Origin of the sequence: Lelliottia sp. F153 (assembly GCF_002870005.1) — a bacterium.
In the GTDB taxonomy this organism is placed as follows: domain Bacteria; phylum Pseudomonadota; class Gammaproteobacteria; order Enterobacterales; family Enterobacteriaceae; genus Enterobacter; species Enterobacter nimipressuralis.
Map to the genome: position 1 here is coordinate 304,416 of NZ_PKFT01000001.1, position 13,987 is coordinate 318,402.

12 protein-coding genes are annotated in these 13,987 nt (G+C 54.6%); 5 read left to right on the plus strand and 7 right to left on the minus strand.

Annotation, left to right across the window (positions count from 1 at the left end):
• Positions 1 to 68: 68 nt before the first annotated feature.
• The 5 genes from F153LOC_RS01430 to F153LOC_RS01450 form a co-directional block, all read right to left on the minus strand.
• The gene (locus F153LOC_RS01430) at positions 69 to 1,625 is read right to left on the minus strand and encodes a cyclic di-GMP phosphodiesterase (RefSeq protein ID WP_102105007.1); all 1,557 of its coding nucleotides are present in this window, start codon (positions 1,623 to 1,625) and stop codon (positions 69 to 71) included.
• A 201-nt stretch (positions 1,626 to 1,826) separates the two neighbouring features.
• On the minus strand, positions 1,827 to 2,396 hold the full coding sequence (mepS, locus tag F153LOC_RS01435; protein ID WP_100779505.1) for a bifunctional murein DD-endopeptidase/murein LD-carboxypeptidase: 570 nt from the start codon (positions 2,394 to 2,396) through the stop codon (positions 1,827 to 1,829).
• A 416-nt stretch (positions 2,397 to 2,812) separates the two neighbouring features.
• Positions 2,813 to 3,526, minus strand: coding sequence for a phosphatase PAP2 family protein (locus F153LOC_RS01440; RefSeq protein ID WP_102105006.1), 714 nt, complete (start codon positions 3,524 to 3,526; stop codon positions 2,813 to 2,815).
• A gap of 33 nt (positions 3,527 to 3,559) precedes the next feature.
• Positions 3,560 to 4,546 (minus strand): GTP-binding protein, encoded by a 987-nt coding sequence (locus F153LOC_RS01445; RefSeq protein ID WP_102104873.1) that lies wholly within the window; start codon positions 4,544 to 4,546, stop codon positions 3,560 to 3,562.
• Between the two features lie 121 nt (positions 4,547 to 4,667).
• Positions 4,668 to 6,134, minus strand: coding sequence for a mannitol dehydrogenase family protein (locus tag F153LOC_RS01450; RefSeq protein WP_102104872.1), 1,467 nt, complete (start codon positions 6,132 to 6,134; stop codon positions 4,668 to 4,670).
• Between the two features lie 204 nt (positions 6,135 to 6,338).
• Between F153LOC_RS01450 and uxuA the strand changes: the two genes are divergently transcribed.
• Positions 6,339 to 7,529 carry a mannonate dehydratase gene (gene uxuA / locus F153LOC_RS01455; RefSeq protein WP_102104871.1) on the plus strand — a complete coding sequence of 397 codons (1,191 nt, stop codon included), beginning with the start codon at positions 6,339 to 6,341 and terminating at the stop codon, positions 7,527 to 7,529.
• Between the two features lie 125 nt (positions 7,530 to 7,654).
• Here uxuA and yeiP read toward each other — a convergent pair whose 3' ends face one another.
• Positions 7,655 to 8,227: an elongation factor P-like protein YeiP gene (gene yeiP / locus F153LOC_RS01460; RefSeq protein WP_095282688.1), complete on the minus strand. Its 573-nt coding sequence runs from the start codon at positions 8,225 to 8,227 to the stop codon at positions 7,655 to 7,657.
• Positions 8,228 to 8,392: 165 nt separating this feature from the next.
• Between yeiP and F153LOC_RS01465 the strand changes: the two genes are divergently transcribed.
• On the plus strand, positions 8,393 to 8,647 hold the full coding sequence (locus tag F153LOC_RS01465) for a YkgJ family cysteine cluster protein (RefSeq protein ID WP_100779509.1): 255 nt from the start codon (positions 8,393 to 8,395) through the stop codon (positions 8,645 to 8,647).
• Here the strand turns inward: F153LOC_RS01465 and setB are convergent.
• Entirely contained in the window at positions 8,644 to 9,825 is a 1,182-nt protein-coding gene (gene setB, locus F153LOC_RS01470) for a sugar efflux transporter SetB (RefSeq protein ID WP_102104870.1), read from the minus strand. The genes F153LOC_RS01465 and setB overlap by 4 nt on opposite strands.
• A 352-nt stretch (positions 9,826 to 10,177) precedes the next feature.
• Between setB and fruB the strand changes: the two genes are divergently transcribed.
• The 3 genes from fruB to fruA are packed head-to-tail and all read left to right on the plus strand — an operon-like array spanning position 10,178 to position 13,954.
• On the plus strand, positions 10,178 to 11,308 hold the full coding sequence (gene fruB / locus F153LOC_RS01475) for a fused PTS fructose transporter subunit IIA/HPr protein (protein WP_102104869.1): 1,131 nt from the start codon (positions 10,178 to 10,180) through the stop codon (positions 11,306 to 11,308).
• Positions 11,308 to 12,246: a 1-phosphofructokinase gene (fruK, locus tag F153LOC_RS01480; protein ID WP_100779512.1), complete on the plus strand. Its 939-nt coding sequence runs from the start codon at positions 11,308 to 11,310 to the stop codon at positions 12,244 to 12,246. Before fruB ends, fruK begins: the two co-directional genes overlap by 1 nt.
• Before the next feature lie 16 nt (positions 12,247 to 12,262).
• A complete protein-coding gene (fruA, locus tag F153LOC_RS01485) occupies positions 12,263 to 13,954 on the plus strand; it encodes a PTS fructose transporter subunit IIBC (RefSeq protein WP_102104868.1) in 1,692 nt (563 codons plus the stop codon).
• Positions 13,955 to 13,987 lie beyond the last annotated feature (33 nt).

Here is a 13,987-nt window from a genome sequence, read left to right on the forward strand (position 1 = left end):
TTCTGGCTCACCCATAGTGAGGCGTCTGGTGTAGCTGAATCATAAGTGACGAAACGGTCATTGTGAAATTATTCACTGTCCTTGACGAAATCGGGCTGCCATTTCAGGAATTGTGCCAGCGGCATTGGGCGGCTGATCCAGTAGCCCTGCAGGTAGTTTACCCCATGCTGGCGTAGCCAGGCGGCCTGCTCCGGCGTTTCGACACCTTCAGCAACGGTGACCATGTTCAGCCGTCGGGCGAGCGTCAGCACGGCATCCAGCACCGGAGACGTGACCGTTTCCGTACCAATGGCGTTCACAAAACCGCGATCGATTTTCAGGTAATCCATCGTGAACCGCTCCAGATAAATCAGCGCACTGTGGCCGGTACCAAAATCATCTATCGCGATTTCAAAGCCTTCGTGATGCAACCACTCGAATAACGGGGCCGCTTCGAGCTGATTAATCATGTCGCGTTCGGTAATTTCCAGAACCACCTGGAAGTGGTCTGGCGGCAGCGACGCCGCGAAGTTGCGCATGTCATCTTTAAAACTGTCCGAATGCAGATGGCCCGGCGCGATGTTAATGCCCAGCTTGGCGCCCGGCGGCAGCACGGTTTGCAGCAGCGCCGCGTCGCGGATGATCAGATCGAAAAGATGCAGCGTCAGCGGGACAATCAGTCTTTGCGCTTCTGCGAAGTTGATAAAGGCGTCCGGCGGAATTTCACCCATCGTCGGGTGTTTCCAGCGCATCAGCACTTCGCAGCCCTGCATCTTCAGCTCTTTTGTATCAACAACCGGCTGATACACCACAGAGAACTGACCGTGTTTGATGGCCGAAAGGATCTCTTTTCCGGGATGCAAACGGATGGTGAGAATATAAAAAGAGAGGGTTCCCGCCGCAATACCGCATATCAGGCCGAAGAGCAGGGCGAACAGAATTTCATAGGGCGTCCACTTCTGCGCATACACCTTGATGGTGAGCGGAACCGTTTTCAGCATGGCGGTGCGGATAGCGGTTTCATGCATATCCTGGACGTTCAGCAGATGGTTCGAGAAGGTGGATAACGCTTTATTGCCAATCATCACCGCAATACCGGCAAACTCATCCTGACGTGAGGTATAGAGCAAATAGGGCGTTAAATTGATGTTGATTGACGTAAATACCCCGTCGCCTTTGACCAGCGGGTTTTGATACCAGATGGCGATAGCGGGCTTGTCTGGCAGCATTGGCGTACCGGGCAGCAGCACCATATCAACGGATTTGGTGGTATCCAGATCGGGTATCAGCTCCTTCATCGTGACACGCATTGGCCCGGTGGCGGAAGAACAAAATGCGGTGTTATCGCGGACCAGTAAAAATGCGCGAACGTTAACGCTAAAGGCGGCGCGGGACGTTAGCTCCGCACTCACATCCTGGCAACTGCTCAGCGTGAAGGGTTGGAGGGTATCAATCGAGGTTTTCAGCTCAGAGAAATAGCTCTCCATGTAGACCCGAAGGTCAACGATCAGGGTATCGAATTTCGCTTCCCGCTTATGATAGCTCAGAAAAAACTGCAACATTCCACAGAGTAGGGCAACGATAATGCCCGCGAGGATGCTGCCTGTCAGAACTTTGCGGCTGGTGGAAAAGAAACGAGTGAGCATAAACGTCATTGTTCCTGGATCGTCGTGATTCCGGCAGGACGACTAATCTTACGTATTTACAAGACTATAGCCTGGTTTTTTGCAACCAGTCATCTGTGAAGGCAGAGCGCACGGGGTTAAACGGGCAAAAAAAAACACTGCCGAAGCAGTGCTTATTTTTTATTGTGTTGCCAGCCAAGGGATAACCAACAACACAACAGATTAACTGCGACTCAGTACACGGCGCGCTTCGTTGTAGCGCTTCTTCCAGTAGGGTTCATTCATGCTGGAAATCGTGACACCGCTGCTGGTGGAGGCATGAACAAACTGGTCGTTGCCGATGTAGATACCGACGTGTCGGCCGGTAGAACCTGCACGGAACAGAACCAAATCACCGGTACGCAATTTTGTACGCGAGATGGATTTACCCATTTCCTGCTGTTCGTAAGTCGAACGAGGCAGATCTAAGCCAAACTGCTCGCGGAATGTACGCTGTACAAAACCGGAACAATCGATACCTTTTTTGGTGCTGCCGCCAAGACGATAGCGCACGCCTTTCCAGTCAGCATACTGGTCCATAATGCGGGACTTCACGTCCAGATTACGTACCATGTTCTCAAATTCATCCTGAGAGGCTTGCAGTGACGAGGCATCTTCCATGCCCACAACACGCGTCTCAGGATGCATATTCTTCGCGGTGTTTGTCGAACTACATGCAGACAGCAGTACCGCAACTGCTATTGCCGGGATTCCCCGCAAGATATATCTCAAAATCGGTTGAGATTTGACCATTTTGATTATTTTCCCTTGAAGTCCTTAACGATAAATATCGTTATAAAAATGCCAAACGTGACGAGACTAAATACCTGCGCACAATGAGACAATTCTTTATGGTCAAATCTGTGCTCTAACGCACAAACTTATTCACCCTGAGAATAATTATCTCTGTGAGGCAAAACGAGTTCGAGATTACCCGATCGCCTTAGTCAATGCGAGCAAAAATATCCGATTTTTTATAAGAAATTGTGATAGAGAAAGTGATTAACCGGGATTGCATAAAATAGCGCCAGTTTAGGTTAAAACTCACGCAACGCATTCATTTAGCTGATGAATGATATTACGAGAAGATGACAAAATAGGGCGGTGGCGGCGGGAAAAACATCAGGGATCGAAAATGATCCCTGATGGATAATGTTAATTTAGGTTGGTTATTTGTTTTCTGTTTGTTGCATTTTGCCCGGAAGATAGCGATCAAATAGCGCAATCAGACGGTCGCTGAGTGGTGTCAATAAGACCCACGGTACACCAATCAGCACAGCAGAAAGTGAACCGACGACAATATCCGTTAGCCAGTGAGCGCCGATCATTACGCGCGGGAAGGCAAAAACCACAACAATAATCAGGGCAACCGCAAAGGCTTTTTTGCCAAAATAGCGCAGCATGAAAGAGGCAAAAATAAGCAGCATCATTCCGTGATCGCCAGGGAAACTGTCTTTCGATGCGTCTTTGGTCGAGATATTCAGTAATTCACTCACCCGATGAATATTTGGGAAGAAGAGTGAAGGACTGGAACGCTTGACCGGCATCAGCCCCTGCGCCAGCTGGTTAATCACCACGGCGGTGAGCAGCATCACCAGGCCAATCAGGATGATTCGGCGGCGTCCTGTCGCATCTTCTTTCAGCCAGAATGAGAGCATTAAGCAGCCCATCGCCAGCAGAGAACAGCCATCGAAGGCGCGATTGTTGGTGATTGCCACCAGCCACAGGATCACCTTGCTTTTCACCAGCTGTTCATTGAAGAAGTGGAAAATCCCGGAATCCACCGGGAACCAGAAACCATGGTTCACTGGCAAATACCAGGATAAGAAGAGCGCCAGACCGGCGGCGTTAAGCAGTAATATCAGGGGGATTTTTTTAATCATCGTCATATGCATAGCAGTTAAGTCCCGGCAACGTTAGTGGCTCGAACTTAAACGAAGCTTCAACAAGCTGGCCTGAAGTGCGTTCCAGTCAGTATTAACCGCACTAATTAACTCTATTCGGCTGTCGGGCGGGGCGACATTTTGCGTTTCAATGAAAAAATCGGCGCCCTGACGGTTAATGCGCACCAGCCCGTCCGGTGTGCGCATCACGCCTTTCACGCGATCCACCGGCGCGAGGCGTGCCCATTCCAGAATGCCAATGGTGTCAAAGCAGGTATCGGCATCAAAAATCCAGCCACAGGCTTGATAACCCTGCCCGCTGTTGAGGCTGCGACGCCAGCGCTGATGTTCTGGCAGGCTCAGGGCTGCCAGCCCTTTTTGCGCCACATGCGCGTGTGAGTGCGCGGCACTGGCAGGCAATTCTGTCAAATTCCGACGCGGCAGGTCGAGCAGGGTATTATCAATTTTCCCCTGGGTGGCCAGCACGAACTGGCGATCGTGACCAAAATTCTGCCACCAGAAGTCAAAGGCGTCACGGCTCTCCTGGGATGCGCGATCCTCTTTATTCGCCACAATGACATCGGCGGCAGCCAGCTGGTCGCGGAAGTTTTCATTGCGTACTACTTTCTCTTCCAGTAGCTGGCGTGGGTCGAGGATACACAGCGTCGCACGCAGATCGATCCAGGGCTCATACACCGGAGCAGTAAGCAGATCGAGAATTTGTTTGGGATGGCCTAAACCGGTCGGCTCAATGATCAACCGGTCCGGTTTGCCCTGACGCAGCAGGGTGTTGAGACCGACCTGCATCGGCAAGCCGTTGACGCAACACATGCATCCACCGGGGATCTCTTTGACCAGCGCGCCCGAGTCAGCCAGCAGTGCGCCGTCAATCCCAATCTCGCCGAATTCGTTAACCAGTATGGCCCATTTCTCCGCCGGATTTTTGTTAGCCAGCAGATGAAGGATTGAGGTGGTTTTACCGCTGCCGAGAAAGCCGGTTACCAGGTTAGTTTTGGTCACGTGAACTCCAGGAGATAATCATCATGCACGAACAATGATTATTATCCTGGCGAAAAAAGAGAGTATTGGGAAGGGCAGGAGCGAACGGAGTGTTCCCCGTCCGCTTTAAGCGCATGAACGGTTAAATCGTCACGGCGTCCATCACAGCCTGGCGCGCCCCCTGCTGAGCAATACGTTGATACGCCTTACGAATGGCCTCGAGGAACTGCGGATGCTGGGGCAGATCGGTGCCAAAAATTTCACCCAACGTCAGCAGGGCGTTGACGCGCTCCTCTTCGCTACTGGTTTCTACGAGTGCACGAATTTTATCGCTGAGAGGATCGCGAATATCAATGGCGTTGCCGTTGTCATCCACACCGCTGACGTAGCACATCCAGCCCGCGATACCCAGCGCCAGCAGCGGCCAGCCGCTCTCACGTGCTAAATGAACCCGTACGCCCTCAAGCATACGCTGCGGCAATTTCTGGCTGCCATCCATCGCGATCTGCCAGGTGCGATGCTGCAGAGCAGGGTTGGCAAAGCGGTCGATCAGGCTGTCGGCATATCCCGTCAGGTCAACGTCAGTAATCCGCAGAGTGGGAGCCTGTTCATCCAGCATCAGGCGGCGCGCGGCTTTGCGGAACGCGTCGTCCTCCATGCACTCATTAATGTGAGCATAACCGGCAAGATAACCAAGATACGCCAGGAAGGAGTGGCTGCCGTTAAGCATACGCAGCTTCATCTGTTCCCAGGGTAAAACGTCCTGCACCATCTGCACGCCTGCCAGTTCCCACTCCGGACGACCGGCAACGAAGTTATCTTCCACCACCCACTGGATAAACGGCTCGCAGCTGATGGAACAAGGATCTTCCACGCCCAGTTCCTGGGTGATTTCAGCCAGCGATGCGTCGGTGGCGGCAGGAACAATGCGGTCAACCATGGTACCGGGGAAGCTGACGTGCTCAGCAATCCAGGCGGCAAGTTCAGGCGAGCGTTTCTCCGCCATCCCCAGCACCGCGTTTTTCACGACATGACCGTTGTCGGGAATGTTGTCGCAGGAGAGCACGGTAAAGGGTGCCAGTCCGCGCGCGTGGCGACGGTATAAGGCTTCAACCAGAATCCCCGGCGCCGAGTGCGGCTCAGACGGATTTTCCAGATCGTGGACGATGCGCGCATTTTGCGTATCCAGTCGGCCCGTCGCCGGATCGATGCAATAGCCTTTTTCGGTGATGGTGAGCGACACAATCGCCACCTGCGGCTCGCAGAACTTTTCAATAATGGCTGCCAGCGAATCGAGTTTGGCATTGAGGCACTCATGCACCGCCCCGACGATAATCGGCTGATTACCCTCGGCCCCTTTCTCCAGCACCGTAAACAGATGATCCTGGGCGCGCAGCTGGCTCATCAGCGTATCGCCGCTGAACAGGCTAATTTCACAGATCCCCCAGTCGCCCCCTTTGGCGTTAAGCACGCGGTTTGTTAACAACGCCTGATGCGCGCGATGGAAGGCACCAAAACCGAAATGAACGATGCGGGAGCGCAGCTGCTGACGATTGAACTGCGGCAGTTGCACATGAGAAGGGAGCGCGGTGGAGGCAATTGTCTTCATGAAATACACACCTGATTAACCATTAATTAACAATGGCAGTGTAAAGTTATATGACAGCAAATTGAATTGGTAAGCCGTAAATATCCAGATTCTGTGAGTTCGATCAATCAATGCGGCCGCCTGTATTGACCGTCTGAAACAAACATGTATGGTAGTCGTCATTGCAACAATCATATTGGTATAACAACTTTAGAGGGTGAGGCAATGGAACAAACCTGGCGTTGGTACGGGCCGAATGATCCGGTTTCTCTTGATGATGTGCGTCAGGCTGGCGCAACGGGTGTTGTCACGGCACTGCACCATATTCCGAACGGTCAGGTCTGGCCGCTGGAAGAGATTAAAAAACGGCAGGCTTTGCTGGCGGAAAAAGGGCTGACCTGGTCAGTCGTTGAAAGTATCCCGGTGCACGAAGACATCAAAACCCATTCCGGCGAGTTTGACACTTGGATTGCCAACTATCAGCAAAGCATCCGCAATCTGGCGGCCTGCGGTATTGATACCGTGTGCTACAACTTTATGCCGATTCTGGACTGGACGCGTACCGACCTTGAGTACCAGATGCCAGACGGCTCTAAAGCCCTGCGTTTCGACCAAATTGCTTTTGCCGCTTTTGAGCTGCACATCCTCAAGCGTCCGGGCGCCGACGCGGACTATTCCGCCGAAGAGCAGCAGCAGGCGCTGAAATGGTTTAACGAGGCGACGGAAGCGGATATCGAGAAGCTGACCCGCAATATCATTGCCGGCCTGCCGGGTGCGGAAGAGGGTTACACGCTGGATCAGTTCCGCGCACGTCTGGCGGAATACGGCGACATCGACAAAAATCAGCTGCGCGAAAACATGGCCTACTTCCTGCGCGCGATTGTGCCGGTGGCAGAAGCCTGCGGTTTACGTCTGGCGGTTCATCCGGACGATCCACCGCGCCCAATCCTCGGCCTGCCGCGCATCGTCTCAACCATTGAAGATATGCAATGGCTGAAAGAGACCGTCGACAGCATTAACAATGGTTTCACCATGTGCACCGGTTCTTACGGCGTACGCGCGGATAACGATCTTGTACGCATGATTGAAACATTCGGCGACCGCATTCACTTCACCCACTTGCGCGCGACCTGTCGCGAAGATAACCCGAAAACCTTCCACGAAGCGGCGCATCTTGGCGGTGACGTGAATATGGTGGCGGTGGTTGATGCGATTCTGGGTGAAGAGCAGCGTCGTAAGAAAGCGGGTGATTTGCGTCCGATTCCGTTCCGTCCAGACCACGGACATCAGATGCTGGACGATCTGCGGAAGAAAACCAACCCCGGCTATTCGGCGATTGGTCGCCTGAAAGGCATGGCGGAAGTGCGCGGCGTGGAACTGGCGCTGAAGATGACGAAGTACCCTGAGCTGTTGTAACTGGCATTAATGCCCGGCGGCGCTACGCTGAACGGGCCTACAAAAAAACCGGCGAATTCGCCGGTTTTTTTATGCGTTTTTTATTTAAGCCGGATAAGACGAAGCCGCCATCCGGCAAAACATAATTAGTCAGCACGACCCATATAGCGTTTTTCTTCGATATGGATGCGGATCTTCTCGCCGGCAGACAGATATTCCGGAACCTGTACCACCAGACCCGTAGTCAGCGTCGCAGGTTTGTTACGTGCGCTGGCAGAGGCCCCTTTAATGCCCGGTGACGTTTCCACGATTTCGAGATCCACGGTCTGCGGCAGTTCGAGTGCCAGCAGCTGGCCATCCCAGGTCAGAACCTGCATATCCGGCATTCCGCCTTCAGGAATAAACTGCAGCTCGTCTTCAATCTGGTCTTTAGTGAAGATATACGGCGTATAGTCTTCTTTATCCATGAACACGTATTCGTTGCCGTCGATGTAGGAGAAATCAACGAAACGGCGGGTCAGAGTCACGGTATCAACGATATCGTCGCCTTTGAAACGCTCTTCGACTTTCAGACCGGTACGCACATCGGCAAAGCGCATTTTGTACAGTGTGGCTGCGCCACGGGCGCTTGGGGACTGAACATCGATATCTTTTACAATCAGCAGTTTGCTGTTGTAGTTCAGTACCATACCTTTCTTAATTTCGTTCGCTCTTGGCATTGCAATAATCCTGTCTACTGGGAGGTAAAAAATATCGCGCCAAATTACTCGCGCGCAGCCTTTCAGGCAAGCGGAATTAGTGGCTTTTGCTATCAATACACAAAAGGTGTTACTGTGCGCGCCACGCCCGACCATACGGGCATCCGCCACTGACAGAGAGGGTTTATGGATTGTCGTCCAGACTGTGGCGCGTGCTGCACCGCGCCGTCCATCTCAAGCCCGATCCCAGGCATGCCAGAGGGCAAGCCTGCCAACACCCGCTGCGTTCAGCTTTCTGACACCAATCTGTGCAATATCTTTGGCTCGCCGCTGCGCCCGAAAGTCTGCGGTGCGCTTCAGCCGTTAAAAGAGATGTGCGGCAGCACGCGCGAGCAGGCGATGATCTATTTGATTGAGCTGGAAGCGCTCACTGCGCCCTAAACATCTTTAATTCGCGTCAGGCAGCCGGTGGTAATGATGCACATCACCAGCGCAATCCAGAACACCGTGTGATAGCTCCAAATTTCCGCCACAACCCCTGCCAGCGAGCCCGCAATGATCCAGCCCACGCGGGTGGTATTAGTATAAAGTGTTGTCGCTGCCCCTGCCTGGCCAGGCATTAAGTCCTGGAAATAGAGCATGCCGATCCCCGCGAGAATGCCAATATAGATGGCGTTCAGCAGCTGCAACGCCAGCAGCAACGCCGGGGTGTGCACTGTCAGCATTCCGATGTAAAACAGCAAACCGGCCACGGCCGCAATCCGCATCAAAAAACGCTTTCCGAAACGCTTCGCGTAATAACCGGCGATCAGCATTGTCGGGATTTCCAGGCCTGCCGCTGTACCCATCATGATGCCTGCCAGTTTTTCCGGCAGATGCAGCTCGTCAATAATAAACAGCGGCATATTGATGATATAGAGGCTGTTGGTGCCCCACATCAGCGTGCAGACAATAAATAGAAGAAGGGCATCGCGGCGGTTGCGACGCGGCGCTTCCAGCGTGCCGGTCGACAGTTTTGGCTCCTTGCGCATGGTGGGCAGGAAAAACCAGACCATGATCCCACACACGACAAACGCCACGGCGGCGCTCAGATACATCACCGTAAAACCAAAGCCCATCGCCAGCGCGTAAGCCAGCGGCGGGCCGATTACCCACGCCAGCGACACCTGGGCGCGCAGTATCGAGCTGAACATTACCGCTTCGCGCCCCGTGTGATCCGCGTGTTCCCGTGCAAGGGCAAACATCTGCGGGTTCGCGGTGGAACCAAAGCTACTCAAGAACACGCCGACAAACAGCAGGATAAAATAGTTGCGGTTCCAGGCGAACAGCACGCAGGCAAACACGCCGAGCAGGCAGCAGAAAACAATCAGGCTTTTGCGATCGCCTTTTCGGTCGGAGCGGCCTGCCAGAAACTGGCTGACGAGAATGCCGATAATGGCACTGCCGGTAAAGAAGAAGCCAACCATCGCCGGACGGGCATGAACTTCGTTGGTCAGGAACAGGCTCAGCGTTGGCGTCTGTAACGCGCCGGCGATACCGGTGAGAAAGGCAACAATCAAAAACGCCGATGACGTCAAATCAAAGGGTTTTTGTGAGGCGGCAGCGGGGGAGTTGTGCATGGTTCGCTATCGGTAATGTGAAGAGTCGCGGAGTTTACGCCGCTTGTCAGAAAATAAACAGGTGGTGCGGTCAAATTCCCCACGAAAAATCAAAATGGCATTTCAAAATTAATGTGGCTGAAGTGTGCTGAAGCTGAAGGATGTACGTGACTGTCACGTCAGCAAATGTGGGAGAAATGTGCTGCACTTCTAAATTCTGAAACAGGAAACACGACTTTTCTTGCAAGGCTGAACATTAAGCGTAAGACTTCTTGAAACGTTTCAGCGCTATCTTGTTTTAACTGACGGAGCAGGTTAGCGCATTTTTTCTCATTAAGGCTGAAACGATTCAATTCAGCGAGAGAGGAGAACTATGTTCCAGTTATCAGTGCAAGATATTCATCCGGGCGAACAGGCCGGTAATAAAGAAGAGGCCATTCGCAAGATTGCCGCTGCCCTCGTGCAGGCAGGCAACGTGGCGGACGGCTATGTAGACGGCATGCTGGCGCGCGAACAGCAAACCTCCACCTTCCTCGGCAATGGCATTGCCATTCCACACGGTACAACGGATACCCGCGACCAGGTGCTGAAAACCGGCGTTCAGGTTTATCAGTTCCCGCAGGGGATTTTGTGGGGCGAAGGGCAGGTGGCGTACGTGGCCATCGGGATTGCCGCCAGCAGCGATGAGCACCTGGGCCTGCTGCGTCAGCTGACGCACGTGCTGAGCGATGACTCCGTGGCTGAACAGCTGCAATCTGCCACCACCGCAGAAGAGCTGCGTGCGCTGCTGATGGGTGAAAAACAGAGCGATGCGCTGAAGCTGGATAACGACACGCTGACGCTGGACGTGGTGGCCACCGATCTGGTGACCCTACAGGCGCTGAACGCCGGTCGTCTGAAAGAGGCGGGTGCTGTTGACACCGCCTTCGTTGCCCGCGTGATTAATGATAAGCCGCTGAACCTGGGTCAGGGCGTCTGGCTGAACGACAGTGCGGAAGGTAACCTGCGCAGCGCGATTGCTGTAAGCCGTGCCGCGAGCGCATTTGAAACCGATGGTGAACAGGCCGCGCTGCTGGTGACGGTTGCGATGGCCGATGAACAGCCGGTTGCCGTGCTGAAGCGCCTGAGCGATCTGCTGCTGAACAACAAAGCTGAACATTTGCTGAAAGCGGATGCCGCCACGTTGCTGGCGCTGCTGACCAGTGATGACGCACTGACCGACGACCTGCTGAGCGCTGAGTTTGTGGTGCGTAACGAACATGGCCTGCACGCCCGTCCTGGCACTCTGCTGGTCAACACCATCAAGCAATTCGAAAGTGATATTACCGTGACCAACCTCGATGGGTCCGGCAAACCCGCCAATGGCCGCAGCCTGATGAAAGTCGTCGCGCTGGGTGTGAAAAAAGGCCACCGCCTGCGCTTTACCGCTCAGGGTGCGGATGCTGAACAGGCGCTGAAAGCGATTGGCGAAGCCATCGCGGCAGGTCTGGGGGAGGGCGCATAATGAGCAGACGTGTCGCCACTATTACGCTGAACCCGGCTTACGATCTCGTCGGTTTTTGCCCTGAAATTGAGCGCGGTGAGGTCAACCTCGTGCGCACCACCGGCCTGCACGCAGCCGGTAAAGGCATCAACGTTGCGAAAGTGCTGAAAGACTTAGGCATTGACGTGACCGTGGGCGGTTTCCTTGGGAAAGACAACCAGGACGGCTTTCAGCAGCTGTTCAGCGAGCTGGGCATCGCCAACCGTTTCCAGGTCGTTCAGGGCCGTACCCGTATTAACGTCAAGCTGACGGAAAAAGACGGTGAAGTTACCGACCTGAACTTTTCCGGTTTTGAAGTCACCGGCGCAGACTGGGAGCGTTTCGTGAATGACTCCTTGAGCTGGCTGGGTCAGTTCGACATGGTCTGCGTCAGCGGCAGTCTGCCGTCAGGCGTCAGCCCGGAAGCCTTCACCGACTGGATGCTGCGTCTGCGTAGCCAGTGCCCGTGCATTATTTTCGACAGCAGCCGTGAAGCGCTGGTGGCGGGTCTGAAAGCCTCTCCGTGGCTGGTGAAACCAAATCGCCGCGAACTGGAGATCTGGGCCGGCCGTAAGCTGCCAGAATTGAAAGATGTGATTGAAGCGGCCCATGCGCTGCGTGAACAGGGTATCGCTCACGTGGTGATTTCGCTGGGTGCAGAAGGCGCGCTGTGGGTTAACGCGTCTGGCGAATGGATCGCCAAGCCACCGTCGGTGGAAGTGGTCAGCACCGTAGGTGCCGGGGATTCAATGGTGGGCGGTCTGATCTACGGCCTGCTGATGCGTGAATCCAGCGAGCATACTTTACGTCTTGCTACCGCTGTTGCCGCCCTGGCCGTGAGTCAGAGCAATGTTGGAATTACCGAACGTACCCAGTTGGCCGCGATGATGGCGCGCGTTGACTTAAAACCTTTTAACTAACAGCAGGAGAGGCATAATGAAAACGCTGCTGATCATTGATTCCGGTCTTGGACAAGCTCGCGCCTATATGGCGAAGACCTTGCTGGGCGCGGCGGCACACAAAGCGCATGTTGAACTCGTCGACAACCCAAATGACGCCGAACTGGCGATTGTTCTGGGTGATAAAGTCCCGGCTGACAGTGCGCTGAACGGCAAAAAAGTGTGGCTGGGCGATATCAATCGCGCGGTGGCACATCCCGAACTGTTCCTGAGCGAAGCGAAAGGCCACGCAACTGTTTACAGCGCACCTGTTGCTACCGCAGCAGTGGCGACGGCAACCGGCCCGAAACGCATCGTGGCTATTACTGCCTGCCCGACGGGCGTGGCGCACACCTTTATGGCGGCTGAAGCCATCGAAACCGAAGCGAAAAAACGCGGCTGGTGGGTGAAGGTCGAAACCCGTGGTTCCGTGGGCGCAGGCAATGCGATCACCCCGGAAGAGGTGGCGGAAGCGGATTTGGTCATGGTGGCAGCAGATATTGAAGTGGACCTGGCGAAATTCGCCGGTAAGCCGATGTATCGCACCTCTACCGGCCTGGCGCTGAAGAAAACGGCGCAGGAATTTGATAAAGCACTGGCTGAAGCGAAACCTTATCAGCCAACGGGCAAATCAGAGTCCTCCGCCAGCGAAGGCAAAAAAGAGTCTGCGGGCGCTTATCGTCACCTGCTGACCGGCGTGTCTTACATGCTGCCGATGGTGGTTGCGGGTGGTCTGTGTATCGCACTCTCCTTCGCTTTCGGTATCGAAGCCTTCAAAGAGCCGGGTACGCTGGCGGCGGCGTTGATGCAGATTGGTGGTGGCTCGGCGTTCGCGCTGATGGTGCCTGTTCTGGCGGGTTATATTGCGTTCTCCATCGCTGACCGTCCAGGCCTGACGCCGGGTCTTATCGGCGGTATGCTGGCCGTGAGCACTGGCTCGGGCTTTATCGGCGGTATCATCGCCGGTTTCCTGGCCGGTTACGTCGCGAAGGCTATCAGCTCGAAGCTGAAGCTGCCGCAAAGTATGGAAGCACTGAAACCGATCCTGATCATTCCACTGATCTCCAGCCTGGTGGTTGGCCTGGGTATGATTTACCTGATTGGTAAGCCGGTTGCGGGTATCCTGGAAGGTCTGACCCACTGGCTGCAAACCATGGGGACGGCGAACGCGGTACTGCTGGGCGCAATCCTTGGCGGCATGATGTGTACTGATATGGGGGGGCCGGTCAACAAAGCGGCTTACGCGTTTGGTGTTGGTCTGCTGAGTACTCAGACGTATGCCCCGATGGCCGCTATCATGGCTGCCGGTATGGTGCCACCGCTGGCGCTGGGTCTGGCGACCATTATTGCACGCCGTAAGTTCGATAAGGCGCAGCAAGAGGGCGGTAAAGCGGCGCTGGTACTGGGACTGTGCTTCATCACCGAAGGTGCGATTCCGTTCGCAGCGCGTGATCCGATGCGTGTTCTGCCTTGCTGTATCGCAGGCGGCGCGGTAACCGGTGCGATCTCTATGGCGATTGGCGCGAAACTGATGGCACCGCACGGCGGTCTGTTCGTTCTGCTGATTCCTGGCGCGATTACACCGGTTCTGGGTTATCTGTTCGCGATTATCGCCGGTACGCTGGTGGCGGGTCTGTCTTACGCGGTGCTGAAACGCCCGGAAGCAGAAGTGGTTGCGAAAGTAGCGTAAACGTCTTGTCGGGTGGCGCTTCGCTTACCCGAC